At 44.1% G+C, this 26,382-nt stretch carries 21 protein-coding genes; 14 read left to right on the top strand and 7 right to left on the bottom strand.

Translation table 11 applies throughout. The features are described 5' to 3' along the window. The first annotated feature begins 30 nt into the window (after positions 1 to 30). The 3 genes from ITG10_RS17505 (at position 31) to rsmF (ending at position 5,583) form a co-directional block, all read left to right on the top strand. A complete protein-coding gene (locus ITG10_RS17505; protein ID WP_026084157.1) occupies positions 31 to 1,314 on the top strand; it encodes a paraquat-inducible protein A in 1,284 nt (427 codons plus the stop codon). After that, positions 1,301 to 3,967, top strand: coding sequence for an MlaD family protein (locus ITG10_RS17510; RefSeq protein ID WP_017630028.1), 2,667 nt, complete (start codon positions 1,301 to 1,303; stop codon positions 3,965 to 3,967). Before ITG10_RS17505 ends, ITG10_RS17510 begins: the two co-directional genes overlap by 14 nt. A gap of 194 nt (positions 3,968 to 4,161) precedes the next feature. Then, complete coding sequence (gene rsmF, locus ITG10_RS17515; RefSeq protein WP_017630029.1) at positions 4,162 to 5,583, top strand: 16S rRNA (cytosine(1407)-C(5))-methyltransferase RsmF; 1,422 nt, start codon at positions 4,162 to 4,164, stop codon at positions 5,581 to 5,583. 368 nt (positions 5,584 to 5,951) lie between these two features. On the opposite strand, the gene ITG10_RS17520 is transcribed toward rsmF, so the two are convergent. Beyond that, positions 5,952 to 6,860: a S1-like domain-containing RNA-binding protein gene (locus tag ITG10_RS17520; RefSeq protein ID WP_017630030.1), complete on the bottom strand. Its 909-nt coding sequence runs from the start codon at positions 6,858 to 6,860 to the stop codon at positions 5,952 to 5,954. Between the two features lie 28 nt (positions 6,861 to 6,888). Here ITG10_RS17520 and ITG10_RS17525 point away from each other — a divergent pair, with 28 nt between their 5' ends. Next, positions 6,889 to 8,244 (top strand): hypothetical protein, encoded by a 1,356-nt coding sequence (locus ITG10_RS17525; protein ID WP_017630031.1) that lies wholly within the window; start codon positions 6,889 to 6,891, stop codon positions 8,242 to 8,244. 128 nt (positions 8,245 to 8,372) lie between these two features. Here ITG10_RS17525 and ITG10_RS17530 read toward each other — a convergent pair whose 3' ends face one another. After that, positions 8,373 to 8,858, bottom strand: coding sequence for a DUF4442 domain-containing protein (locus ITG10_RS17530; protein ID WP_017630032.1), 486 nt, complete (start codon positions 8,856 to 8,858; stop codon positions 8,373 to 8,375). A 159-nt stretch (positions 8,859 to 9,017) separates the two neighbouring features. Then, the gene (locus ITG10_RS17535; RefSeq protein ID WP_017630033.1) at positions 9,018 to 9,905 is read right to left on the bottom strand and encodes a putative PEP-binding protein; all 888 of its coding nucleotides are present in this window, start codon (positions 9,903 to 9,905) and stop codon (positions 9,018 to 9,020) included. 207 nt (positions 9,906 to 10,112) lie between these two features. Between ITG10_RS17535 and ITG10_RS17540 the strand changes: the two genes are divergently transcribed. Both ITG10_RS17540 and ITG10_RS17545 read left to right on the top strand, forming a co-directional pair. Further along, positions 10,113 to 11,171: a 3-deoxy-7-phosphoheptulonate synthase gene (locus tag ITG10_RS17540; RefSeq protein WP_248386584.1), complete on the top strand. Its 1,059-nt coding sequence runs from the start codon at positions 10,113 to 10,115 to the stop codon at positions 11,169 to 11,171. A gap of 12 nt (positions 11,172 to 11,183) precedes the next feature. Then, a complete protein-coding gene (locus ITG10_RS17545; protein WP_017630035.1) occupies positions 11,184 to 11,666 on the top strand; it encodes a YajQ family cyclic di-GMP-binding protein in 483 nt (160 codons plus the stop codon). Between the two features lie 167 nt (positions 11,667 to 11,833). Here ITG10_RS17545 and ITG10_RS17550 read toward each other — a convergent pair whose 3' ends face one another. After that, the gene (locus ITG10_RS17550; protein ID WP_017630036.1) at positions 11,834 to 12,775 is read right to left on the bottom strand and encodes a bifunctional precorrin-2 dehydrogenase/sirohydrochlorin ferrochelatase; all 942 of its coding nucleotides are present in this window, start codon (positions 12,773 to 12,775) and stop codon (positions 11,834 to 11,836) included. 481 nt (positions 12,776 to 13,256) lie between these two features. On the opposite strand from ITG10_RS17550, the gene ITG10_RS17555 reads away from it, so the two are divergent. The 6 genes from ITG10_RS17555 (at position 13,257) to ITG10_RS17580 (ending at position 18,993) form a co-directional block, all read left to right on the top strand. Then, positions 13,257 to 14,285, top strand: a complete 1,029-nt coding sequence (locus tag ITG10_RS17555; RefSeq protein WP_017630037.1) for an amino acid ABC transporter substrate-binding protein — start codon at positions 13,257 to 13,259, stop codon at positions 14,283 to 14,285. A gap of 146 nt (positions 14,286 to 14,431) precedes the next feature. Beyond that, positions 14,432 to 15,637, top strand: a complete 1,206-nt coding sequence (locus ITG10_RS17560) for an amino acid ABC transporter permease (protein ID WP_017630038.1) — start codon at positions 14,432 to 14,434, stop codon at positions 15,635 to 15,637. Position 15,638: 1 nt separating this feature from the next. Further along, positions 15,639 to 16,736: an amino acid ABC transporter permease gene (locus ITG10_RS17565; protein ID WP_248386585.1), complete on the top strand. Its 1,098-nt coding sequence runs from the start codon at positions 15,639 to 15,641 to the stop codon at positions 16,734 to 16,736. 22 nt (positions 16,737 to 16,758) lie between these two features. After that, entirely contained in the window at positions 16,759 to 17,523 is a 765-nt protein-coding gene (locus ITG10_RS17570; RefSeq protein ID WP_004742336.1) for an amino acid ABC transporter ATP-binding protein, read from the top strand. Positions 17,524 to 17,818: 295 nt separating this feature from the next. Beyond that, complete coding sequence (locus tag ITG10_RS17575; RefSeq protein ID WP_017057206.1) at positions 17,819 to 18,484, top strand: Bax inhibitor-1/YccA family protein; 666 nt, start codon at positions 17,819 to 17,821, stop codon at positions 18,482 to 18,484. Positions 18,485 to 18,663: 179 nt separating this feature from the next. Continuing rightward, complete coding sequence (locus ITG10_RS17580) at positions 18,664 to 18,993, top strand: TusE/DsrC/DsvC family sulfur relay protein (RefSeq protein WP_017629739.1); 330 nt, start codon at positions 18,664 to 18,666, stop codon at positions 18,991 to 18,993. Between the two features lie 50 nt (positions 18,994 to 19,043). Here the strand turns inward: ITG10_RS17580 and yccX are convergent, their stop codons facing one another. Further along, positions 19,044 to 19,331, bottom strand: a complete 288-nt coding sequence (gene yccX, locus ITG10_RS17585) for an acylphosphatase (protein WP_017629738.1) — start codon at positions 19,329 to 19,331, stop codon at positions 19,044 to 19,046. 88 nt (positions 19,332 to 19,419) lie between these two features. Between yccX and ITG10_RS17590 the strand changes: the two genes are divergently transcribed. Both ITG10_RS17590 and ITG10_RS17595 read left to right on the top strand, forming a co-directional pair. Then, positions 19,420 to 20,823 carry a methyl-accepting chemotaxis protein gene (locus tag ITG10_RS17590; RefSeq protein ID WP_248386586.1) on the top strand — a complete coding sequence of 468 codons (1,404 nt, stop codon included), beginning with the start codon at positions 19,420 to 19,422 and terminating at the stop codon, positions 20,821 to 20,823. A 109-nt stretch (positions 20,824 to 20,932) separates the two neighbouring features. After that, positions 20,933 to 22,126, top strand: coding sequence for a class I SAM-dependent methyltransferase (locus tag ITG10_RS17595; protein WP_017631283.1), 1,194 nt, complete (start codon positions 20,933 to 20,935; stop codon positions 22,124 to 22,126). A gap of 55 nt (positions 22,127 to 22,181) precedes the next feature. Here the strand turns inward: ITG10_RS17595 and ITG10_RS26355 are convergent, their stop codons facing one another. Both ITG10_RS26355 and ITG10_RS17605 read right to left on the bottom strand, forming a co-directional pair. After that, positions 22,182 to 25,628: a hypothetical protein gene (locus tag ITG10_RS26355; protein ID WP_282575741.1), complete on the bottom strand. Its 3,447-nt coding sequence runs from the start codon at positions 25,626 to 25,628 to the stop codon at positions 22,182 to 22,184. Next, positions 25,615 to 26,382 (bottom strand): immunoglobulin-like domain-containing protein, encoded by a 768-nt coding sequence (locus tag ITG10_RS17605; protein WP_248386588.1) that lies wholly within the window; start codon positions 26,380 to 26,382, stop codon positions 25,615 to 25,617. Before ITG10_RS17605 ends, ITG10_RS26355 begins: the two co-directional genes overlap by 14 nt.

The raw sequence follows: 26,382 nt of genomic DNA on the forward strand, positions 1-26,382 counted from the left end.
TCGGGCATCGAGCCTGACTAACGTTTCAACTTGGGAGGTCGAGTGACCTCCCCATCCGTTACTAACCCTTTATCAACTAAGCATCAATGCGATAGCAGCTCAGTGCGCCTTTGTCAGGGCTGCGAACTTCCCGTCGATAAAATGGACATTCCTTTAGGGAAATCCGCTTATTGCCCAAGATGCGGCACTCAGCTTTATAGAGGTGGCACACCTAGCCTGTCTGGGAACCTAGCAATCGCCGTCACTTGTTTGTTGCTATTTATCCCTTCTCACTTTTTCGATTTCATTAGCATCCGCCTAATTGGGGTGATGATACCTGCAACTCTGCCATCTGGTGTGTTTACCTTAATGGGTGAAGGCTTCCCGCTACTTGGTTTGTTAATCTTATTCTGTAGTTCCATCGCACCCTTGCTGGTTTGCAATTCTGTACTTATCAGCCACCTATCACTTCGCTTCGGACTCTTTACGCCGTTTCGCTATTCATTAGCTATTATCCAAACCCTAAAGCATTGGATGATGTTGGATGTGTTCTTAGTGAGCGTGGCCATCTCGTGCTTTAAGCTACAAGACTATTCAGACATCTTTGTTGGTCCCGGTTTGATTGGACTCATTCTGCTGCAACTATTTAGCGTGCTATTAGTTAGCCGCATTAGTGTAAGGCGTTATTGGGAAGCGTGGGCTAAAGAATCTGATTACGAGTTTGCCGAAACCAAGAACGTTCATTGTCATAACTGCCACCTTTCTCAACCTGAAGGCGATAGTTGCGTTCGTTGTCATCACGACCTCTATCACCGCAAGCCTTACTCGATTCAAAAGACATGGGCATTGTTGTTTGCCGCGTCAGTAGCCATTGTGCCTGCCAACGTCATTCCTATTTCGATTCTAATTACTAACGGGCAAAGGCTCGAAGATACGATTATCTCCGGTGTTGCATCTCTGATTAACAGCGATATGTATGGTATTGCGATAATCATCTTCGTGGCGAGTATTGTCGTCCCAGTAGCAAAAATCCTTGGACTGGCTTACATCTTGATTTGTATTCAGATGAAGCGAGCGCTTTACCACAGGCAACGAATGATCGTCTATTTCATCGTGAAATGGGTAGGAAAGTGGTCCGTGATGGATCTGTTCGTTATTTCGATCATGATGACATTGGTCGACCGTGGACAAATTTTAAACTTCACACCAGGTTATGGTGCAGTCGCTTTCGGCGTTGTTGTTGTTCTAACAATGCTGGCCGCGGAAAGCTTAGATCCTAGGCTAATTTGGGATAACTATACCTCTAAAGATGAGTCAGTGAATGAACAACAATAACCAATCACAAACGTCATATTCACCAGAAGTTAGGAAAAACAAAGGCATCTCACCTTTGTGGATTCTGCCAATACTTACCGTCGCTCTCGCCGGTTGGTTGGTAATGAAGTCGGTTCACGATGCTGGGCAACGTGTGCAGATCTACTTCTCGGATGCGGCAGGGTTAATCGCAGGACGCACCACCATTCGCTACCAAGGCTTAGAGGTAGGTATGGTTCGTGACATCACGCTATCCAAAGACCTGTCCAATATTTACGTTGATGCTGATATCTACCCTGAAGCTAAAAAGCTGCTTTCGAAAGGTACACGCTTCTGGTTGGTTAAACCGACAGCAAGCTTATCGGGCATCTCTGGTTTAGACGCGTTGGTTTCGGGTAACTACATTGCCATTCACCCTAGTGAAACGAAACAGGAGCCAGAAACGGTTTTCCAAGCCTTGGAATCATCTCCTTCTGACTTACTCGCTTCTGAAGGTTTGAATATCTCACTGACGACCAAAGACCTAGGTGGCGTGTCGGTTGGCTCTCAAATCGTTTATCGCAAAATCCCGATTGGTGAGGTCTATAACTACCAGCTCAACGAAAACGGTAAGTCAGTAACGATTCAGGCTGCGATTAAAGACGAATACAGCCATATCATCACTGACCAAAGCCGTTTTTGGAATGTGAGCGGTTTAGGCGCAAGTATCGGGTTCTCTGGCGTTGATGTCCGCTTAGAAAGTCTCAGTGCCCTCTTAGGTGGTTCTATCGCTGTAGACTCGCCAGGAGATGGTCAGCCAGTAGAAATGAATACTAAGTTCAAGCTCTACCCTGATCTGAAAACAGCGGGTCGTGGTATTTCAATTAAGATTGCGGTTCCTGATGACAATAAGATCAGTGCGACAGGTGCTCCAATCATGTATCGCGGTATCGAAATCGGTCAAATTACCGATTTATCGTTAAGCGAAGGTCGTGAGCACGTGGTTGCTTCAGCTGCAATCCAACCTGCATTCAGTGACTTCTTAAACAGTGGCAGTAAATTCGTTCTTGAAGAAGCCGAGCTATCACTGACTGGTATGAAGAACATCGCCAACTTGGTCACAGGTAACTTCTTAACTTTGGTACCCGGTGAAGGTGAAAAAGCGCGTCGCTTTACTGCGATTCGCCAAACCGAATACAGCCAAGAACAAGAGAAATCAGTCGCGATTCGCCTAACTTCAAACAATTCATTCGGCTTGGATGTTGGTACCCAACTGCTTTACAAAGGTATTGCGGTCGGCTCAATTATCAAAGTGGGCTTGGTTGATGGCGTAGGTACAGGCAGCGACAAACACGAAGTCTTCATGGATGCGTTGATCGACAATGAATACGCGCACCTTATCAAAAGTAACAACCGATTCTTCGTTACTGGCAGCGCAACCGCTGAGTTAACAGAATCGGGTCTAAGTGTGACCGTTCCACCAGCCAAACAGCTTTTAACAGGCTCAATCAGCTTTGTAAGTGAAGGCAAAGATCAGGCTAGAGGTAATTACCAACTGTTCCAAAGTAAATCACTGGCCGAGATAGCGAAGTTCAACCAATCAGGTTCTAAAACGCTGTCGTTGTTTGCAAGTGAGTTACCTTCGATTTCTAAAGGCAGTCCACTACTCTACCGTAACCTTCAAGTGGGTAGCATTTCAGATTTCCAACTGGCTGATGGTGGCGTGAGAATTAAAGTCACGATTGAAAACCGCTACACACACTTAATCAATAAGCACACAGTTTTTTGGAACCGTTCAGGTGTTGAAGTTGATGCGTCTTTATCTGGAATCAGCATCAAAGCGGCACCAGTAAAAACACTGATTCAAGGTGGCATTGCGTTTGATTCACTACCGGGTATCGACAACAAACTGGGCGATGTGTGGAAGCTTTACAACGATTCGAAATCAGCTCGTAAATTCGGTCGTGCAGTTACTATCACCTCTTCTGGCGATCAAGAAGTCAGCAAGGGCATGCCGATCAAATACCAAGGTGTGACAGTGGGCGAAGTCACTTTGGTTATTCCTATCTTTAACAAGGGCGGTATTGAAATCACAGCTCGTATTCTGCCGGAATATGTTGAGAAAATTGCCGTCGCGGATAGCCACTTCTGGGTAGCCGAACCAGAAATCGGTTTGAACGGGATTAAGAATGTGTCGTCTCTGATTTCTAAGCACATTAAAGTTGAGCCGGGGAACGGAAGTAAAACCACGGCATTCAAGTTGAGCAGCGGCCCAGTACAACCTGAAGGCAAGATATTCACCCTACAAAGTGAAAGTCGCGGTTCAGTGTCAGAAGGCACACCAGTGCTGTTCCGAGAGTTAGAAATTGGTTCTGTGATTGACGTACAGCTTGGCGAATTTGCAGACCGTATTATCTCTACGATTCAGATAAAACCAGAGTTCGCTTACCTGATTCGCTCAAACAGCGTGTTCTGGAATGTGTCTGGTGTTGATGTGTCTATCGGCTTGTCTGGCGCGAACATTAAAGCAGGCACTGTCGATAGCCTGATTCGAGGCGGCATCACCTTCTCAACGCCACCAACCGATGAATTACAACCGTTGGCAAAAGAAGATCAGTCTTTCTACTTATATCCTAAAGCCGAAGACGAGTGGAAATCGTGGAGAACCGCGATTCCACGCCCTCAGAGCAATTAGATACTTAGGCACTTAGGCACTTAGGCACTTAAAGCAACTAGCCATGGCTTCTGCTTTCTTAGCAGATAACCAAGGATTCACTTGTAAAATGCAGCCATTGGGCTGCATTTTTATTGTTTCAAGCAAATTTGGTTTAGGACAATCTCATTTTGCTTTAAACTGCGCGCATTAATGCTATAAATCGAGATACCCTTTTGCACGCTAACGTATATATCCCAGAAGAATTCCTAACTCACATTGAAGGCATCATGCCAAGCCATCTAGACATGGCTTCGTTTGTCGCTTCTTGTCAAAAGCCACTTCGTAAAAGTATTCGAGTGAACACTCTCAAGATCACTGTTGAAGACTTTCTGGTGCGCGCGAAAGATAAAGGTTGGGAACTGGAACCAGTACCTTGGTGTGAAACGGGTTTTTGGATCACGGCCGATGAAACTGAAGCGCCACTAGGTAATACTGCCGAGCACATGTCTGGCTTGTTCTACATCCAAGAAGCCAGTTCAATGATGCCACCTTCGGCACTATTCCAAGGCGAAGAAAACTACCAAGCAGTGCTAGATACGGCTGCGGCTCCAGGCTCTAAAACCACACAGATTGCAGCACTCATGAATAACCGTGGCGTGTTGGTTGCAAATGAATACGCAGCAAGCCGAGTAAAAGTACTTCACGCCAACATCGAACGTTGTGGTGTGCGTAATGCTGCACTGAGCAACTTTGACGGCCGTGTATTTGGTGGATGGCTACCAGAACAATTCGATGCTGTGTTGTTAGACGCACCCTGCTCTGGCGAAGGCACAATACGTAAAGACGCCGACGCAATGAAGAACTGGACTTATCAATCTGTAGTCGACATTGCAGATACCCAAAAAGACCTCATCGAAAGTGCATTCCACGCCCTTAAGCCTAATGGTGTTCTGGTTTACTCAACGTGTACGTTAAGCACGGAAGAGAACCAACAAGTGTGTCATCACCTAAAGGAAACCTTTGGTGACGCGGTTGAATTCGAATCTCTGGAATCGCTATTCGACAATGCGAAAGCAACTACAACAGAAGAAGGCTTCTTACACATTTTCCCTCAGGTTTATGACTCTGAAGGCTTCTTCGTTGCACGTATTCGCAAGCTGGCGTCTGTAACTCCGCCAGAAGTGAAAAAGCGCTTGGGTAAGTTTCCATTTGAGAAAGCATCGAAGAAAGCACAACAAGAAGTGGCTGAACAGCTTTCAAGTGCGCTAGATATCGAATTACCAAGTGATACTCAGGTATGGATACGTGACAAAGATGTATGGTTATTCCCTGAAGCGTTGGAGCCGATGATTGGTGAGTTCCGCTTCTCACGCATGGGCATCAAGATCGCAGAAACTCATAAAAAAGGCTACCGCTGGCAACACCAAGTGGCGACCACCCTCGCAACAGGCAACGAAAACAACATTGTTGAGCTAACGATTGAAGATGCTCGCGAATGGTTCATGGGACGAGATGTTCGCCCTGAAGGTCTATCAGGTAAAGGCGAAGTACTGGTTAAATACAACGGTGCGATCATTGGCCTTGGTAAATGGGTTGGCAACCGAGTTAAGAACGGTTTACCACGTGAGCTAGTGCGCGATAAGAACCTGTTTTAGCTTCTTAGCTTCTAGCACATGCTCTATCCCTGAACAGAGCTATACAGACGAATAAACAAAAAGCCCAAACAACGCAGGTTGTTTGGGCTTTTTCTATTCAATCTGTTTTTCGGAGGGACTAACTCAGTCAACGCAAATAAAAGGTTGATGAATCAACGCTTAATTATAAAAACATCAATTCAAGTCACTATTTGCGTTATCAAAAATCGCATATCAGAAAAATTAAACTAGACTTCAGTCTATTAGATAAACAATTATAACGATTATAACGATTATAACGATTATAACGATTAGCGTAGGCTCTTCGGAGCCCTTTCCCCTAAGCCCAAACAGGAAGGTTTGGGCTTTTTTTTGACCGACAGACCCGCTTATTTAGTTAAGCGAATGCCTTCTTTGTCGATCGAGATTTTGCCAGACTTGTACAAACCACCAATGGTCTTTTTGAACGTACCTTTACTGGTTCTGAATGCAGAGAAAATCGCATCCGGTGAAGACTTGTCATTCAATGGCAAGAAGCCACCTTTCTTTTCAAGCAGGTCTAGAATCTTAGTGCTTAGATCATCCATCTTAGCTACGCCAATCTTCTGAAGAGACAAGTCAATCTTACCGTCTTCTTCACGAATATTTTTAATGTAGCCTTTCAGAGTTTTACCGATGAACAGCTTACCGATGATGTCAGATGGGAAAATCATGCCCCAGTGCTCGCCATTCACGATTGCTTTGTAACCCAACTGGCTACGTTCAGCGATGATAAGATCCACTTGCTCGTTTTGCTTATAAGTCGCAGGCGTGTTGTCTAACCACTTGTTGAACTTTGTTGTACCTACAATGCGGCTAGATGCTTTATCAATATATACATATACTAAGATTGACTGACCTTCGTTTAAACGGCCACGTTGCTCGCTGAAAGGAACCAGTAGGTCTTTACCTTTCACGCCCCAACTCATGAATGCGCCAGTGCTGTTTACACCTTCAACGGTCATCAAACCAAACTGCCCTACTTGAGCAATCGGTTTTTCAGTCGTTGCAGCGATCTGGTTGTCAGAATCAATGTATAAGAAAACATCTAACTTTTGACCAATTTCAACACCTTCAGGAGTAAATCGTTTCGGCAGCAACACGGTTCCATAGTCGCTAGCGTCAAGGAATACACCGAAGTCTGCTTGTTTTACTACTTCTAAGTTGTTTATTTGACCAATATTAATCATCAAGATTGTCTCTACTTTAAATTTGGCGGAGATTATACGTGATCTCTGATATGCTTTCGCTAGTTTCATTCATATTTTTACATTCTAGGAGCCATCGTTGATCACCGTTGATAAACAAGATGCGATAACACTTAAAATTAACCATGCCATGGCTAAAACAAAAAAGCTCGACATGGACGTTTATCTATTCATTCCCGGTGAACTTGGACTGACTCCTGAAGTGCTTTCTGAAAGCGCATTTTTCTACAGCTCGATTACTCAAAAACGTGCTTATTACAGTGATAAAACACTGCTGCCTTTGGTGCACAGCCGTTTAGCTAAACGTGGCCGACTGTCCATTACACAGTACCGTGTAAGTTTGAGTTTGTTCGCTTATCAATATGTTATCGCATTGGACAAAGCCGTAAGCAGCTTGAACAATAACGATAGTGACGACGTAACGGCTGATGAAGTAGATGAAGTCATTGAACTGGCTTTAGATATCTTGAAGAAGCTACGCCGAAGCATCCCTTACGAAGAAAACCTTAAACGTTACTACGCTAATATCGATAACTACCTATCTTGGTACACCGAGCAAAAGTTCTTATCGCTGGTTTCGCATATGCCGCGTGGCAGCGAGTATTCAACGATTAAAGAACGACTCTTAACACTTTGTGATAAAGAGACCGCGCACCGTAAACTAAACCGCTATAACTCAGCGAGAGTTCGAGAAGATGTTACCCGCCTGAGTAACAAGATGCGTTTGCTGCGTCGTTTAATTGAACACCCTATCGTGCTTAAAGAAAAAACGACATCGATGGGTAAGAACGTTAAGCGCGCCGTGAAAGGCATCGCGACTGGTTTGGTGATGGTTGTCGTGACCACTACTGTGATCTTGGCTCGTGACTTTCTTGGTGAGATTACCGCCTCTTTCATCGTGGCGATGTCTTTCATCTACGCACTGCGTGAGATCTTTAAAGATGACTTGAGAGACATCCTTTGGCGCTGGCTACGTAAAGGCAAACCGAAATGGAAGCGTCGTTACTATGATCCAACGACCAATAAATCTGTTGGCCATAAACTGGAATGGTTGGACTACGCAAACTTTTCTAAGCTTGCAGATCGCATTCAGTCGATCCGTAAAAAGCGTGTGGTGCAACGTGAAGAGCAAATCTTGCATTACCGCTCTCATACTGAGATGTCGACATCGACCTTTATGAGTGGTTATGAGGAGACTCGTGAAACGTTATCAATCAGCCTAAGAGCGCTGACACGATTGATGGATAAGGGTTCGAACAAGATCTACCGGTTGAATGAAGGGCAAGTTAGCCGCGAATCAGTAGAGAAACGTCATCTTCTCAACTTAATCATCAAAGAGAATAACCATGATAACGAACCAACCTACTACCGTTGGAAAATCGTTATGAACCGTTCCAAAATCGTTGATATTGAGCAGATCACTCAAGAGTCATAGAGCCGTTATAAAGTTCTCTATAACGGTATGTGGAAACCATTCACATACCGTTGTTTCAACTCTTCGAACGTTCCCTATAACTTTTTACCCAACATCTATTTACTTAATAACTACTACTTTTTAAATAGCTATTTTCTAGATGGGACTTTCTTAATCGAAAGCGTCAGTGTGAACTCGGCCATCGGCTCGTCACCATGTAAAGATGGACAAGTCGCGATAATGGTGACAGGTTGATTGACTCGTTCTCCGGTCGACATAGTTTCTGCCAACATAGTGTTGATCAGCTCACCGTCGTGACAAGTGAAATGCACATCACCCTCAGGGCGCTTCAAAAAGTTACCCGTCACCTCTTTAAAAGCCAACGAAATCTTTTCACCTTGCTGCTGCGATTTGCTCATCGCAAGAAAGCCACCGGCGACATCCGCACCGACAGCCAAAACGCCAAAGTACATACTGTTAAGGTGATTCTTGGTACGCCTTTTTAGCGGAATTTTCACTTCAACATGTTGGTTGTCCAACGCGAGCAGTTTTGGTCGACACAACCAGATCAGAGGGACTTTGAAAAAGCCAAACATGCTTAAGTAGAAATTTGCTTTTTGTAGAGGGGTCAACATTCGAATTACCTAGCCAAGTTAGTCATCAGACCAGTTAATCGACTAGCGATAAGAATGTCAAAAAAATGTTACAAAAAAGAGATATCATCGCACAATGATATCTCTTTCATTCTCAAAGCATTAGCGCTTTAAGTCAGCTTATCAGGCAAGCTAATCGATTTACGCAGTCACGACCGTTTCAACACCTTCAAGGTCAGCAATGTAACCTTGTAGACGTGGATAATCGACTAAACCTTGCGTTACCAACAACACTGGTTTCTTCGCATGCAGCGTCGCTTTAACAATCATGTCCAGTAAAGTAATCACCGCTTCGTTTTGCGGATCGAAAGCATGTTGCTGCGCTTCATTTTGTTTGTCTACACCAAGAGTGAAAGACGCTAGGCTGTCGACATTCACAACGACACCATCAAAGTAATGCAGTAGACGCTCGCTCATTAGCACAGCAGACGGCACATCACACGAGAACAGCACTTTCAGGCCGTTAAGACCGCGTGGCAAGCCTTGCTCTGCTAGCAAGTCGATGATCTTCGCAGCATCGCTTAACGCACGAACGTAAGGCACAACCACTTCAACGTTGATGCCCTGCTCACGTAATGCCTTAATCACCTGACACTCTAAAGAGAAAGCTTTGCTGTATTCTGGTGTCGCATAGCGAGCTACACCACGAACACCCAGTGCCGGGTTCACTTCTTCAACTTCACAATTTCCGCCTAGCAACGAACGGAAGCTGTAGCTATCTGCACTGCTCAACGCGATGCGCACTGAGGTATGATTCGGTAGGACTGCAGCTTGAATCGCAACAACCAGTGTTGAAACAAAATGTTCTTCGACACTCTTGCCACCAAGGATGGCATCTAAAGAGGTTTTCTCAATATCAGAAAGTGTATCTAAATGGTCTTCAATCGATGGATGGTAGAAAACACGGTCCATAACCAATTCAGACAGAGATACGTACAAGTGGGTAGAATTATTATTATCGTTATAAGAAGGCAGCACATCACCTAAGGCAAGTTCTGGGTGCAAAGTGCTTTGATTTTCTTGAGTCATTGCTGCTCCAGCATTTTTATGTTGTGTTCAAACGAAAATACCGATAGCTGCCTGTTAATACAAGTGAAAATCCCTTATTTGACCCTGGCCTGCTGATAAAAATAAGAATATTAGCAATAACTGAGATAACTTTGACTCAAGAGAGTTTATTCCTCTGTTCAATTCCGTTATCTTAACCACTTCGCAATAGAATAAAAAAGCTATCACATGCCATTAAAAACTGATGAGTTGAGAACCCAAGCACTGGGTCCTATGCCAACCCCTGCCGAATTAGGCAATGCACACCCTATTACTGACGACGTTGCTGAGCGTATTGCCAATTCTCGCCGCCAAATCGAAGATATCCTAACTGGTCGTGATAACCGCCTATTAGTTATCGTTGGCCCTTGTTCTGTTCATGACACAGAAGCGGCACTTGATTACGCTGAGCGCTTAAGCCAGATTCAAGAGCAATACAAAGACGAATTGTTCGTTGTGATGAGAACCTACTTCGAGAAACCTCGTACGGTTGTAGGTTGGAAAGGTCTGATTACCGATCCAAACCTTGATGGTTCATACGCACTTGAAACGGGCTTGAACAAAGCGCGTAAGCTTCTGCTAGACATCAATAAGCTTGGCCTAGCAACAGCGACTGAATTCCTTGATATGATCACAGGTCAGTACATTGCAGACCTTATCACTTGGGGCGCAATTGGCGCTCGTACAACAGAATCTCAGATTCACCGTGAAATGGCTTCTGCTCTTTCTTGCCCAGTTGGCTTCAAAAACGCGACTAACGGCAACATCAAGATCGCTATCGATGCGATTCGTGCTGCGCATGCTTCACACTACTTCTACTCTCCAGACAAGAACGGCCGCATGACGGTTTATCGTACTTCTGGTAACCCATACGGTCACGTTATTCTACGTGGTGGTGATAAGGGTCCTAACTTCGACGCTGAGTCGGTAGATATCGCATGTAAGCAATTGGCTGAATTCGACCTGCCTCAACGTTTGGTTGTAGACTTTAGCCACGCTAACTGTCAGAAACAACACCGTAAGCAGTTAGAAGTTGCACAAGACATTTGTGACCAGATCAAATCTAACAAGAATCAAATTGCAGGCATCATGGCAGAAAGCTTCATTAAAGAAGGCAACCAGCCAATGACTGACATCAACAACCTAGAATACGGCAAGTCGATTACTGACCCATGCCTAAGCTGGGAAGATACTGCAACTATGCTAGACATGCTTGCATCTGCAATTAAAGATAGAAACTTAGCTTAAGGACATAACACAATGCCATCATTTGACATTATCTCTGAAGTAGAATCAGTAGAGCTACGCAACGCTGTAGACAATGCTAACCGTGAACTATCGACTCGTTTCGATTTCCGCGGCGTTGATGCAAGCTTCGACTACAAAGATGAGTCGGTAAAACTGACTGCTCAAGACGATTTCCAACTGAAGCAAATGCGCGATATCCTTCGTAGCAACCTAACAAAGCGTAATGTTGATCCTAACGCGATGGAAGCGAAGGCTGCAGACCAAACTGGTCGCACTTGGCACCAAACGGTTATCTTCAAGCAAGGCATCGAAACCGATGTTGCTAAGAAAATCGTTAAGCTAATCAAAGACAACAAAGTTAAGGTTCAAGCGGCTATCCAAGGCGAAAAAGTTCGTGTTACAGGTAAGAAGCGTGACGACCTACAAGCGGTTATGGCACTTGTTCGTAACGGTGAACTTGGTCAACCTTTCCAGTTTGATAACTTCCGCGACTAATTAATCTGGCTATGTGCAGCGGCTCTTATTCGCTGCTCACTAATCAGTTTAATGCGGCATTTAAAATAGCAAAAAGCCACTTCTTTATCGGAAGTGGCTTTTTATTTATCTAGGCGTTGTTATTGCGTGTTAGACGCCAGTATGAAGACAGCTAACTGACCTACCTTTTAACTCAACACCTTGGCAGAAGACAGTTTCAGGTCTTTCCCTACCAGTAAATTGAACTCAACACTCGCTGGTGGAATAAACACACAGACACGTAGGCTCTCTGATCTTGCTTGCTCGAGCTTAGTAGACAGTTCTCCACTATTCGCATAGCTTTCCCTTTCCGCATCTCGGCGACATAAGTCTATAAACTCAAACGGGCAATCAATCGGAGCAAGAACCAGTTCCGCTTCCTGCATTAGACGTAAAGCTTTCATTGGTAACAGCTCTATATCTTGATCGAACTCGATCCAAGTTACCTGTCCTTCACTATCAATACCTTGCGTTAACGCTTGTTGATAGTAAGACTCTAACTGCTCTCTATCTGTTATCTGCTCAATAAAGCTAGATGACAAGAAACGCTCCCAGAACTTACGACGCTCGTCGACAGTTGGAAATGACTCTTTGATTGAATTGCGTTTTGATGCACCGAAATCTGCAATCAAACCTATATTTTGTGGCAGTACTGTTTCGAGTTTCTCTCTAATATTTCGCACTAAAACAGGTGAAGCACCGCCGCTAGAGATCGCAATTTGAATTCTTCCGCGATTTATCATCGAAGGCGTGATGAAATCGCAGTAAGGTAAATCATCAACTACATTGACTAAAATACCCAATTTTTTCGCATCATTATACACTTGATGATTCAGGCTTGGGTTGTCGGTTGTAGCCCAAACCTGTAGGTAATCTTTCGATATGATCTGCGACGAATAAAAGTTCTGAACCCAGTGAAGTTTGTTCTCATCAACAAGCTGCTTTAGGTAAGGCGCTACCTTGGGAGAAACCAAAGTCACATTCGCTCCAGCTCGCAACAAGCTGTCGACTTTACGGCAAGCAACCTCGCCCCCGCCAACCACCAGAATTGGCTTATTCTCTACATCCAAAAACATTGGGAAATAACGCATGTTCTTCCTTGAGACTACTTCAATAACTATTCAGCCATGCTACCAAATTTGGAGCATATTCATAACTATCCAAGTGTAATAAAAATATTTATTGACCAAATTTCAATCTTTTTTAAGGCGAATGTTTCATCAGTGTGAGATACATTCAGAATATTTATCTAGTCGATTATCAATATAAAAATCTAAATCTTGTTGCACCAACAGTGTGAACCCTTGCACTATTTACATTCAGTTAACATTTGGTCATTCTAAATGTGTTCGGATTTGTGATTTCATTCAAAATTCTTTTTAAATTATACATTTGTGAAACTACGGATCCTTTCCTAACCTTATAAACAGTTGTTTAAATCGCACACAGTTTCATTTGCAAAATGCAACTCGTTTGATTTGGGCAACAAGGTCATAGAAAACGCAACACATATAGAAAAACTCAAACGAGCACGAGTATCAGGTGTCACCTGGTTAACAAGGAAGGATACAAATGACAAATAAACTAACACTTCTTGCTTCAGTAGTAGCTGCATCAACTGCGATGATGGCAACATCGGCATCAGCGGCAGAAAGCACTCTGGACAAAGTCACATCTCAAGGCTTCTTAACTTGTGGTGTAAGTACAGGTCTTCCAGGGTTCTCTAACCCTAACTCAAAAGGTGAATGGGAAGGAATTGATGTTGAGTATTGTCAAGCTCTTGCAGCGGCTGTACTCGGTGACAAGACCAAAGTTAAGTATGTACCTCTAACAGCAAAAGAGCGTTTTACTGCGCTTCAATCTGGTGAAATCGACGTACTATCTCGTAACACAACATGGACATTACATCGTGACACCGCTCTGGGTCTGAACTTCGTAGGCGTTAACTACTACGATGGTCAAGGCTTCATGGTTAAGAAAGATCTAGGTCTTACAAGTGCTCTAGAACTTGATGGCGCTTCTGTATGTGTTCAATCAGGTACAACGACTGAGCTTAACCTAGCCGATTACTTCCGTAACAACGGCATGTCTTACAAGCCAGTGGTATTTGATACAGCAGCACAAACGTCTAAAGGTTTCGACGCAGGTCGTTGTGACGTGCTAACAACAGACCAATCTGGTCTATACGCACTTCGCCTAAACCTAGCTGATCCGAAATCTGCACAAGTACTTCCTGAGATCATCTCTAAAGAGCCTCTAGGCCCTGTTGTTCGTCAAGATGATGACAAATGGTTTAACGTTGCTAAGTGGACACTTTCTGCAATGATTAACGCGGAAGAATACGGCATCTCTTCTAAAAATGCAGACGAAATGCTTAAGTCAAAAGATCCAAACATCAAGCGTATCCTTGGTGTAGACGGTCCTAAAGGTAAAGGCCTTGGCATCCGTGACGACTGGGGTTACCAAGTAATTAAGCAAGTTGGTAACTACGGTGAGAGTTTTGAGCGTACCGTTGGTACAGGTTCTCCACTTCAAATCTCTCGTGGCGTAAATGCATTATGGAATGCGGGCGGCTTTATGTACGCTCCACCAATCCGTTAATAGCACCTACGTGATTACTTGTTCGTAACCGTTGCTATCACGCACATCTTGTGTGGTAGCAACAAACAGAAAATGAATATTTGAGTAACACGATTTAGGGCGGTTTTTCCGCCCTAACTGTTAAATGGATTTGAGGTTATTGCAGTATGAAACCTAACAACACTCTTACTCCTTCCCAGGAAAAGCCTGAAGCAAAAAGTGCCAACCTATTATATAACCCGACTTTCCGATCTGTTGTTTTTCAGATCATCGCCATCGGAGCACTCGGCGCTTTCTTCTACACCATCGTAAATAATGCCCTTACCAACCTTGATGCCCGAGGCATTGCCACTGGTTTTGACTTTCTAAGTCAAGAAGCCGGATTTGGTATCGGATTAACGCTCGTCGAATATGACGAAACCTTCTCTTATGGTCGAACGTTCGTTGTCGGCTTATTAAATACCGCCCTAGTTTCAGTGCTAGGTATTATTTTAGCCACCGTTCTTGGCTTTAGTATGGGTATCGCTCGTTTGTCTTCTAACTGGTTAGTTAGCCGATGTGCAGCGGTTTACATTGAAATCTTCCGAAATATCCCTCTATTACTTCAAATTTTCTTTTGGTATTTCGCCGTTCTTCAAGCTCTACCATCAGCTCGCCAAAGCCTGAGCTTGGGTGAAGCCATCTTCTTGAATGTTCGTGGATTATATTTCCCGGCGCCTGTTTTAGAGCAAGGAAGCAGCTTCGTTATTGCTGCATTGATCATCGGTATTATCGCTACTGTGATCATCAATATTTGGGCTAACAACAAACAGAAACTGACTGGGCAACAAACACCGATGTTTCGCATCGCAGCGAGCTTAATCGTTGGTTTACCTCTGGTTATTTACTTTGTGATGGGCATGCCTATTTCGGCTGAATACCCTGCACTAAAAGGCTTTAACTTTAAAGGCGGCATCAGCATCATCCCTGAGCTTGCAGCCCTTGTGTTAGCTCTTAGTATTTATACGGCATCTTTCATTGCAGAGATCGTTCGTTCGGGTATTAATGCTGTGAACCATGGTCAAACAGAGGCTGCAATGTCTTTGGGGCTACCACGTTCTCGCACACTTAAGCTGGTTATCATCCCACAAGCTCTACGTATCATCATTCCACCGCTTACCAGTCAATACTTAAACTTAACCAAGAACTCTTCGCTAGCAATGGCGATCGGTTACCCTGACCTAGTTTCTGTATTCGCAGGTACAACGCTTAACCAAACCGGTCAAGCAATTGAAATCATTGCAATGACCATGGGCGTATATCTAACTCTGAGCTTATTGACCTCCGCGTTAATGAATATCTATAACCGTAAAGTCGCATTGGTGGAGAGATAATATGAGCACACATCAATTTCAACCTGATCTTCCGCCTCCCGCTAACACGGTTGGTATGGTTGGCTGGTTAAGGAAAAATCTCTTTAACGGCCCTATTAACAGCGTAGTGACACTGGTTTTAGGTTACATCGCATTCTCATTACTTTGGGCAACCTTTGACTGGGCATTCTTAAATGCAGATTGGGTCGGCACGACTCGCGATGCATGTACGAGTGACGGCGCGTGCTGGGTATTCATCAGTGTTCGTTGGGATCAGTTCATGTATGGCTTCTACCCTGAAGCTCAACTGTGGCGCCCTCGCCTTTTCTACGCAACTCTAGCGATTTTCGTCGCTTTATTGGCTTATGAAAAAACACCTAAGCGTACGTGGATTTGGTTGTTCTTCGTAAACATCTACCCATTTCTAATCGCTGGTTTGTTATACGGTGGTGTGTTTGGACTAGAAGTTGTCGATACCCATAAATGGGGCGGCCTGCTGGTTACACTGATCATCGCATTAGTGGGTATTGTGGTTTCGCTTCCTATCGGTGTTGCACTAGCCCTTGGACGTCGTTCAGAGATGCCGATCATTCGTAGTATTTGTACTGTGTACATCGAAATCTGGCGTGGCGTACCTCTTATTACCGTGCTGTTCATGGCATCAGTAATGCTACCTCTATTCTTGGCCGCAGGTTCTGAAACCGATAAGCTAATCCGTGCTCTTGTTGGTGTGGTGTTGTTTAGTGCAGCTTATATGGCAGAGGTTATTCGCGGTGGTCTACAAGCAATTCCTAAAGGTCAATACGAAGCAGCAGATGCACTGGGTCTAACCTATTGGAAAAAGATGGGACTGATTATTCTTCCTCAAGCGTTGAAAATAACTATTCCATCAATCGTGAACACATTCATTGGCCTATTTAAAGACACCAGTCTGGTACTTATCATCGGTATGTTTGATGTGTTGGGTATTGGCCAAGCAGCGAATACCGACCCTGAGTGGTTAGGCTTCGCTACAGAAAGTTATGTATTTGTCGCGTTAGTGTTCTGGGTGTTCTGTTTTGGCATGTCGAGGTACTCGATATGGCTAGAAAACAGACTTCACACCGGTCACAAACGATAGTTAATAAGATCAAGGACGTATTATGACGCAACAACTAAACCCAGAATCGCAAGAGTTGATGATTGAACTTAAAGACATGAACAAGTGGTACGGTGAGTTCCACGTGCTTAAGAACATCAACCTAGAAGTTAAGAAAGGCGAGAAAATCGTTATCTGTGGCCCTTCTGGCTCAGGAAAATCAACGATGATCCGTTGTATCAACCGATTGGAAGAGCACCAAAAAGGTCATATCTTCGTTTCAGGTAATGAACTGACAGAAGACCTAAAGAACATCGAAGCCGTGCGCCGAGATGTAGGTATGTGTTTCCAGCACTTCAACCTGTTCCCACATCTTACGGTATTAGAAAACTGTACTCTGGCCCCTATTTGGGTCAAAAAGATGCCGAAGGAAGAAGCTGAAGCGATTGCGATGAAATACCTAGAGCGTGTAAAAATCCCTGAGCAAGCAGATAAATTCCCAGGTCAGCTTTCAGGTGGTCAGCAACAACGTGTAGCTATCGCCCGTTCTTTATGTATGAACCCTCAAGTGATGCTGTTTGATGAGCCAACATCGGCACTCGATCCAGAAATGGTTCGTGAGGTGTTAGATGTAATGGTAGAGCTTGCAGAAGAAGGCATGACCATGTTGTGTGTGACGCACGAAATGGGCTTTGCTAAAGAGGTAGCGGATCGCGTGATCTTCATGGACGCCGGCGAAATCATCGAAGAGAACAACCCTGTCGACTTCTTTGAAAATCCACAATCGGACAGAACCCAGAACTTCTTAAGCCAAATCTTACACCATTAATGTGTTATGATGCATAAACTTCAGAGGCGGCTTAGGTCGCCTCTTTATTTTTCATATGTTATAGATAGCTTTTAAAGTTTTGGTTAATTGAATGGATCGACCAAAGGTTGAACATCGTATCTTAGCTATACTTAATTACAGCCTAAAGAAATACTTTGTTACACCTTCAGAAACACTTAACCGACTATTTTGATTATTATTTTACGTATACAAGAGGAATGAAAGACTTGATTTTTCGAACTTTCACCCCCATAAATGTACTAATAACTATTGAAGTCACCTTACGAGGAAGATTATGAACAGCCCTATGTTTTCACGCACAGCATCTCAAGAAAGTGCTCTGCAAACCAATAAAGTGTTGCGTAACACCTACGCTCTACTGTCTATGACACTACTTTGGTCTGCTGTTGTAGCAGGCGTATCTATGGCGATGAACCTTCCTCGCCCTGGTCTTATCATCATGCTAGTTGGCTTCTACGGCCTACTTTTCCTTACTGAAAAGAACCGTGACAACAGCATGGGTCTAGTCTTCACATTCCTATTTACAGGTTTCTTAGGCTACACCATCGGTCCAATCCTTAATATGTATGTTGGCGCAGGTATGGGTGATGTCATCCTAACTGCACTTGGCGGTACCGCATTAGCATTTATGGGTGCTTCAGCTTACGCTCTTACTACTAAGCGTGACCTGTCATTCCTTAACGGCATGCTACTAGCTGGTTTCGTTGTACTGCTTGTAGGTATGGTTGCAAACATCTTCCTACAAATGCCTCTACTATCATTGGCAATGAGCGGTATGTTCATCCTATTCTCGACTGGTGTTATCTTGCTTACAACGCAAAACATCATTCGTGGCGGTGAAACTAACTACATCTCAGCAACGATCAGCTTGTACGTATCTATCTACAACATCTTCATCAGCCTATTAAGCATTCTAGGCATCATGGGTAGCGACGACTAATCACTCCCATAACTGAAGAATATCTAGCCCAAGAGCCTCGCTCTTGGGCTTTTTTGTGTCTATCAGCACCAGAATTCTTTTGATAGCTGCAATATTTCTTGAGATCGCTATAAATCTGTTGAGAAAAGTAAACTTGGTCATTACCCTATCTGGATAGTTAACTGGATTCTGGATTAAACATGTTTGAATATAACGGCAAGCAAATCGCAACCGATGCTCAAGGCTACCTATTGGACTACACACAATGGGAAGAAGGTATGATTGAAATTCTTGCTCAAGATGAAGCTATTGAACTTACGGATGCGCACTTAGAAGTCGTACATTTTGTAAGGAGCTTTTACGAAGAGTTCAACACCTCTCCAGCAGTTCGCATGCTAGTTAAAGCGATGGAAAAGGCGCATGGCCCAGAAAAAGGCAACAGCAAGTACCTATTCAAGCTATTCAAGAAAGGCCCTGCAAAACAAGCGACCAAGCTCGCAGGTCTACCTAAACCAGCGAAGTGCTTGTAAAGACTAACCTGCTTTAGAACATTACCGAATATAAATACTGTAGTGACGAGCTACAGTATTTTAAATTCCCCGACACGCACCTTTTGTCGCTCTTCCTCTCCGACTTGACGTTTTGCAACACTATCAACTACTGCACTCTTAGGGCCGATTTTTAGCCATTGGTATAGCTTCTCGATTTGCCCAACCTCTCTGACCGCTAATACTTCTACTCGGCCATCATTTAGGTTCTTAGCGTAACCTGAAATACTCAAAGCTTGCGCTTGTCTACTGGTGTGATAACGAAAACCAACACACTGAACTACGCCTGACACGACAAAAATAAATTGGGAACTTTCCATAACGTTGCCTCATAAATTATATGAATGATATAGTTAAGCTTCTATTCATTCACCGCTTATTGGTGGACTTACTTCGAGTATAACGATTATGAAAGAAATCCCATTTCGTTGGATTGATAAATATCTCATTCACCTAAAAATCCAAGAAAAGTTCTATCTACTCTTCTTATTACCTCTTCTCGCTCTGGTTATATTAACGCTCGTTTTAGATAGTGCAGCGGATTCATTACTGGCTCACCTTTATCAAGAAGAAATGCTCTTGATGAAAGGACTTATTGAGGCGGGTCAACTCACGAAAGATCAAGTGGCTCAACTCGTTAGTAGTTCTGATAGCATCTCTTTAGGCTATGGCGCGGGTTCTGTTTCAGTCATGAATGGCGCATTTAGTTTAGTGGCAAACCACGATCAAAACCTTTGGTCTGCACTATCTACAACTCAAGTATCTATCATCGCGGTAACACTAACGCTGATTGCACTCGGTGTTTACTACATCATGACCTTCATTGGCGGTGCCATGTTCTCAATGAACAAAGCACTGAACACACTGGCGAATGGTGACTTAACTTGTCGTATGAACTACTTCTTAGTTCGTGATGAATTCAGTGAAATTGCCATCACTATCGATAAGGTAGCCGAGCGTGAACAAAACATGGTTCTTTCTATACAAGAATCTGTGGCACTTATGCAGCAAATCAGTTCGGACTTGAACCAATCAACACAGCAAAGTTCAGACATTTCAGGCAATCAACAAGAGCACCTGAATAGCCTAGCAAGCGCTACCGAACAGATGGCAGCAACCATTCGTGAAGTGGCAACCCTTGCACACGATTCTAGCTCTCAAACGATGGATGCTCGCGGTGTTGCTCAAAGTGGCCAAGTGAAGGTTTCAAATACTCTACAATCTATCTCTAGCCTATCTCAAGAGATTCAATCAGCCTCACAGGCAGTAGAAGAGCTTGATGCGAACGCTGCACAGATCGATGAAGTAGTCACAACCATCAATGGTATTTCAGAACAAACTAACCTGCTTGCTCTCAACGCCGCTATTGAAGCAGCTCGTGCTGGTGAACAAGGACGTGGTTTTGCTGTGGTTGCAGATGAGGTTCGTGCTCTTGCAGGAAGAACACAGCAAGCGACTGTTGAAATCCAAAGCATGATTGAATCATTACAACGTAACAGCCAATCGCTAACAAAACTGATGGAAGTGACGGTCAACAACGCAAATGAAGGACAAACATTAATGGCTGAAGTGAACGTTGAAATCGGCTCTCTGGCTGAAAAGAATCAATCCATTTCGGACAGTAGTACTCAGATAGCTACCGCAGCTGAAGAGCAAGGTGTTGTTGCTGATAACATTGCACAGAGTGTCGAAGAGATTCGTCATCAATCAGATAGCATCTGTGAAATGATCAGTAAGAGTAATGCCAACGTTGACCAGCTTCGTAAGCAAAGCGACACAATGGAAGGCTTATTAACCGGCCTAAAGGCTTAATCATTGAAATATCGTTACTAGGGCTGCTTCTGCAGCCCTTTCTTATTTGCTTTTCACCTGTACTTCCCCGACAATACCCCTCCTTCAAATTCAACAAACAGAGTAAATTATGACTCCTTCAATTCATCTAGCTAAAGGCCGAGATAAATCACTACGCCGCAAACACCCTTGGGTATTTTCACGCGGTATCGATAAGGTCGAAGGCGAGCCACAACAAGGTGAAACTGTAGACGTATATGCTCAAAATGGTCAGTGGCTTGCAAAAGCAGCTTACTCTCCAGCTTCTCAAATTCGAGCTCGTGTTTGGACATTTGAAAAAGAAGAAATCAACAAAGCGTTCTTCGTAAAACGAATTCAAGATGCACAGTCTTTACGTGAAGACATCATCGAACGTGACGGCCTAACTGGTTACCGTTTAACAGCTGCAGAGTCTGATGGCTTGCCTGGCATCACTATCGATAAGTACCAAGACTTTCTAGTTTGCCAACTGCTAAGTGCTGGCGCTGAATATAACAAAAGCGTATTGGTTGAAGCGTTAATCGAGTGCTTCCCAGACTGCAACATTTACGAACGCTCTGACGTAGCAGTTCGTAAAAAAGAAGGTCTAGAACAAGTTGTCGGTGTACTGCACGGCGAAGAGCCACCTAAGTCAATCGTGATTGAAGAGAATGGTGTAAAAATCAGCGTGAACATTATGGAAGGCCACAAAACGGGCTTCTACATGGACCAACGTGATAGCCGTAAAGAGTCGATGAAGTACGTTAAAAACAAAGATGTTCTTAACTGTTTCTCGTACACAGGTGGTTTTGGCCTTTACGCACTGAAAGGCGATGCTAAGCGTGTAATTAACGCTGATGTATCTCAACTTGCTCTTGATACTGCGAAGTTGAACGCTGAATTGAATGAGTTTGATATCTCGAAAAAGCGCGCTGTGTTCTTAAATGCCGACGTATTCAAGCTGCTTCGTGAATACCGCGACCAAGGTACTAAGTTTGACGTAGTGATCATGGATCCACCGAAGTTTGTTTCAAGCAAGAACAACCTAACGTCTGGTGCAAACGGCTATAAAGATGTAAACATGCTAGCAATGCAGATCCTGAAACCGGGCGGCACGCTACTCACCTACTCTTGCTCTGGCTTGATGGGCACAGATTTGTTCCAAAAGATCATCGCTGACGCAGCACTAGACGCAGGCCGAACGGTTAAGTTCGTAGAGCGCTTCGAACAAGCTGCCGACCACCTAACAGACACAGCCTACCCAGAAGGTTTCTACCTAAAAGGTTTTGCTTGTAAGGTCCTATAGACGATAAAGCTTTAAGTCACTAGATAATAAAAAAGGGCCTTTCGGCCCTTTTTTATTAAAGTTGATCCGGTAAGTTAACGAACAACTGACTCACCAAATTAGTCAAATCACTATTAGTGACAGAACCATCTACTGCACTACTAACCGAGTCGAACTGAACGCCTACATTATCAAGAACAATCTTTTGAGTTTGACCTGTGTTATCTATGTTTTCTGAGATGGTAATAACAAGGTCTTTATCACCACTGCCGTTATCAACTTTTTCAATTGTAATATGCTCAAGAAGATCAAACATTGAACTTTCGTTTGGTAACAACTCAGAGATATCAAGATGGTCTTCCCCTAAAGCAAAATCGGTTATCGTATCGACATCATCTTGGAACGGTTGATCAACCCACTTGAATAAATCACTGTCCTCATCGCCAGTTAGAATATCATCTCCTAAACCACCGATTAATACATCATCGCCAGAACCACCAACAAGTGTATCGTTGCCGGTACCACCACGAAGCCCATCATTACCATCTCCTCCATCAAGAGTATCATTCCCTGAACCACCAAACATAAGATCTACGCCACCTTGGCCATAAATTGCATCGTCACCGCCCCCACCGTGCCCAAGATCAACGTAAGCATTTGAGGAAGCAGCCAGCGTAGTGAAACCTCCAGACTCGAGGCCGCCTTGTAAGTGTGAACTGTCACTGCCTTTGCTAAAGACATCATCTAAAAGGCTTTGAGCATTAGCGAGTTTTTCTTGATGGGATGCATCATTATCAAGACCAGTGGCATGACTATCGCCAAGATAAATAGTGTCGTCACCGGAGCCTAGATATACATCATCACCGGCTGCACCAACATCAACGACTAAGCCAGATTGAGTTTGGTCTAGGTTAAACGTAGTAGGAACTTGACCTGAAGGAGCCCATTGTGTGAACGCATATTGAGTCCCAGCATGTACTACCTGCACAGAATCTACTATGTCGCCTTCGGATTTAACATCTGCAATAGGACTTAGTGATGTCGACGCGATATTAATTTGAATAGTGCTAGAGCTTGTATCTCCATCGTTATCAGCGATCGTGTAGGCAAAATCAAACGAGGTATCCGCCGCAACGCTAGCACCATAAAATTCATAGTCGCCGGTATCCAAGTTAATAACAAATGAGTGTTCGTTATTTATAAACAAAGATAGAGTATTGTTAGAATCATCAAATGAATGATTTGATGAAGATTGGCTTTGTGGGTTAATTAGGGTACTACCATCAAATTGATAAGTTACTCCATCAAATACAATACTTTGGATGTAACCTCCATCAGCACCAAAACCATTACCCGCGGAACCAGATGCACCAATATTACCTGAAACAGGAGTAATAATAGATTGCAAAAGAACTGGCGGTAACTGACTAATATCTGAAACGATAACAGGATTAATATCGATACCTTTATCACCGTCGAAAGCGACAGGTTCCATATGTTCACTCGAAATATTCGAGCCCATCCCGTATGCAAGTGATGTGACACCATACTTCGTTAACTGAGATTCCCAAGCAGCCTGCTCAGAAGCATTGATTCTATGATTAGTTGAACTAGGACCGCCATCGGACAAGAAGTAACTAATATTGCTTCCTCCTGAAACCATGTCACTGTTACCCCAGATGCTATCACTACCCGCTAACCACACAGCGTCATCATAATCCGTACCACCACCTGCTGTTAATGAATTTATGACTCCGATTGCGGTGTCAACATCCATCCAAATCGTTGAAAGGTTAGAAGGCAATGAGTTATCTGAAGACCAACTGCCATTTTCATTAACAACATTCGCATCAGATTCAAATACAGTTATTTGGACTTTGGTTTCTCCAAGCAATTGATATCCTTTAAGCAAAGCTATCGCAGATTGCTTCATGACCGTCATGGCATTTCCTGACATCGATCTTGAGACGTCTAGAATTAGTTGCACGTTTGCACCATCTTTAACCACTGGTGTCAATTCATGAACTTTAGCCTGAGCAACTGGAACATCATCATCGATAGTCAACGAAATCGTGCCGGATTGAGTCCCGGTATCGTTAGTTACTACAACACTGATATCAATCGACATATCGTTGACTGGTGTACTTCCGATTAAATGATCAATCGGACCACTTAAACTTACTGAGTAATTTCCGGAATCGTCAATCGTCGCGGTCACAATCTCAACCCCATTAGCGCTACCGACAAGGCTTTGACCACCATTTGAAGATACCCAAGTGATGCTTTGACCACCTGACGTATAGTTTTCTGAAGGCTCCTGTAAGGTAACGCTATCTGCATAGAGAACATCTACATTGCCAGAAACCGTTTGTGTCGTATTAGCATCCTCAGATACATCACGTGAAACGCTGGTCACTTCTGGAGACGGTTTAACTATAGAGTCCGTCTCAATCGTAACTTGCGCTGTTGAACTCTCTAAATCACTAGAATCCTCTACTTTGTAATCAATAGTCTCTGTAACTTTTGCGTCGACTACATCAACACCTTTAAAAGTAATATTTGAATTTCTATTTGGATTTGATGAGCCGTCTTGGGTAGTGAACACCCTGAGCTCTGTAAACGGAATAAAGCCACCATTACCGTCAGGAATAGAGACATTAACAGTCGCGTTGCCACTGCCGTCTATGGATAACGTATATTCATCCCCGGAGTTCGAACCATTTTCAGTATTGAAGTTGAAGGTCCCAACGACATTACCAGCAGCATCCAATGCAACAACATTGATTTTCCCATCCGCACTACTGTTTGCATTGTAATTCCCGTATACACTTCCGAAATCTAGGTTAGCAGACAAGATTTCAGCGCCACTATTGGAAAAATCAACAGAGATAAATTCTTTTGAAGTTACGTCTAGTTCACTGTTTCCATTCTTACTCGTTGAAACACCAAAACCGTCTTCTACACCAGCACCATCGTAATTAAGGTAAACACCGGGGTTACTAACAACATCGTTTCCGACAGGTGAACTTCCCGTATATTTCCCAGCAGATATCGAAATCAGGTCATTAAAATAAGAGAGCGATGTACTTCCGTTTGACGTATCGATAGAAGAAGCAAGCTCAGACGCACTAAAACTAAGTTGCTCAGCGATATCTGAATCGACCACATACTCGAAGTTATCCGCATCGCCATACTCTTGGCCGATAACTACTTCTGTCTTAGTTCCATCGTCTGCAACTTCATACAAAGTACCAAACACTGGATCACTCTCTACTATAACCGAGGTTTCAACGCCTGCGGCATCGTCTTCTTCGTCACTAGTGTGAGGAGCAAAGTTGACCGAAGTAATGCAATCAACAGTTGTTTCTGTGAAGTCATCGGCTTCCGGCGCGTCATTCATGTTAACTTGAGCCGAATCAGTGGTGTCTAAAACTTCAAAATTTCCGCCACTAGTAGAAGCAACCGTCAAAGTGAGGTCATCCAACACTGTAAACGGTGTTGACGTCACTTCATCGCCCGCCACGTAATCGGTACCGAACGTCCGCGCCATCCGCAGGATTCGTCAGTGTCGCCGTGTAGGTGATGTTCTCGCCTTCGGTGACTGACGCATCCGCTGACAAGCTCACTGTGGTCACGTCTGAGTCATCATTGATGGTCGTCGTTGCTGCTGTTGGGTCTTTCACCAAGCTCTCGAAGTTGCCGCCCGTTGCATCAGTGATAGTCGCGGAAGCCGTATCGCCGCCTACGTATACATCATCACTTGCTGGAACCGTCGTGGTTCCTGAAGTCGCGCCATCAGCGATAGTGATCGTTGCACCATTGCTTAGCGTGACCGTCACCGCGCCATCCGCAGGATTCGTCAGTGTCGCCGTGTAGGTGATGTTCTCGCCTTCGGTGACTGACGCATCCGCTGACAAGCTCACTGTGGTCACGTCTGAGTCATCATTGATGGTCGTCGTTGCTGCTGTTGGGTCTTTCACCAAGCTCTCGAAGTTGCCGCCCGTTGCATCAGTGATAGTCGCGGAAGCCGTATCGCCGCCTACGTATACATCATCACTTGCTGGAACCGTCGTGGTTCCTGAAGTCGCGCCATCAGCGATAGTGATCGTTGCACCATTGCTTAGCGTGACCGTCACCGCGCCATCCGCAGGATTCGTCAGTGTCGCCGTGTAGGTGATGTTCTCGCCTTCGGTGACTGACGCATCCGCTGACAAGCTCACTGTGGTCACGTCTGAGTCATCATTGATGGTCGTCGTTGCTGCTGTTGGGTCTTTCAC

Origin of the sequence: Vibrio sp. ED004 (genome assembly GCF_023206395.1) — a bacterium.
In the GTDB taxonomy this organism is placed as follows: Bacteria; Pseudomonadota; Gammaproteobacteria; order Enterobacterales; family Vibrionaceae; genus Vibrio.

Coding starts and splice junctions, on each gene's coding strand:
- ITG10_RS17510 (WP_017630028.1), top strand. CDS start 1,301: ATGAACAACAATAACCAATCACAAACGTCATATTCACCAGAAGTTAGG.
- ITG10_RS17520 (WP_017630030.1), bottom strand. CDS start 6,860: ATGAAACTAGCGAAAGCATATCAGAGATCACGTATAATCTCCGCCAAA.
- ITG10_RS17530 (WP_017630032.1), bottom strand. CDS start 8,858: ATGTTGACCCCTCTACAAAAAGCAAATTTCTACTTAAGCATGTTTGGC.
- ITG10_RS17535 (WP_017630033.1), bottom strand. CDS start 9,905: ATGACTCAAGAAAATCAAAGCACTTTGCACCCAGAACTTGCCTTAGGT.
- ITG10_RS17540 (WP_248386584.1), top strand. CDS start 10,113: ATGCCATTAAAAACTGATGAGTTGAGAACCCAAGCACTGGGTCCTATG.
- ITG10_RS17545 (WP_017630035.1), top strand. CDS start 11,184: ATGCCATCATTTGACATTATCTCTGAAGTAGAATCAGTAGAGCTACGC.
- ITG10_RS17550 (WP_017630036.1), bottom strand. CDS start 12,775: ATGCGTTATTTCCCAATGTTTTTGGATGTAGAGAATAAGCCAATTCTG.
- ITG10_RS17555 (WP_017630037.1), top strand. CDS start 13,257: ATGACAAATAAACTAACACTTCTTGCTTCAGTAGTAGCTGCATCAACT.
- ITG10_RS17560 (WP_017630038.1), top strand. CDS start 14,432: ATGAAACCTAACAACACTCTTACTCCTTCCCAGGAAAAGCCTGAAGCA.
- ITG10_RS17565 (WP_248386585.1), top strand. CDS start 15,639: ATGAGCACACATCAATTTCAACCTGATCTTCCGCCTCCCGCTAACACG.
- ITG10_RS17570 (WP_004742336.1), top strand. CDS start 16,759: ATGACGCAACAACTAAACCCAGAATCGCAAGAGTTGATGATTGAACTT.
- ITG10_RS17575 (WP_017057206.1), top strand. CDS start 17,819: ATGAACAGCCCTATGTTTTCACGCACAGCATCTCAAGAAAGTGCTCTG.
- ITG10_RS17580 (WP_017629739.1), top strand. CDS start 18,664: ATGTTTGAATATAACGGCAAGCAAATCGCAACCGATGCTCAAGGCTAC.
- yccX (WP_017629738.1), bottom strand. CDS start 19,331: ATGGAAAGTTCCCAATTTATTTTTGTCGTGTCAGGCGTAGTTCAGTGT.
- ITG10_RS17590 (WP_248386586.1), top strand. CDS start 19,420: ATGAAAGAAATCCCATTTCGTTGGATTGATAAATATCTCATTCACCTA.
- ITG10_RS17595 (WP_017631283.1), top strand. CDS start 20,933: ATGACTCCTTCAATTCATCTAGCTAAAGGCCGAGATAAATCACTACGC.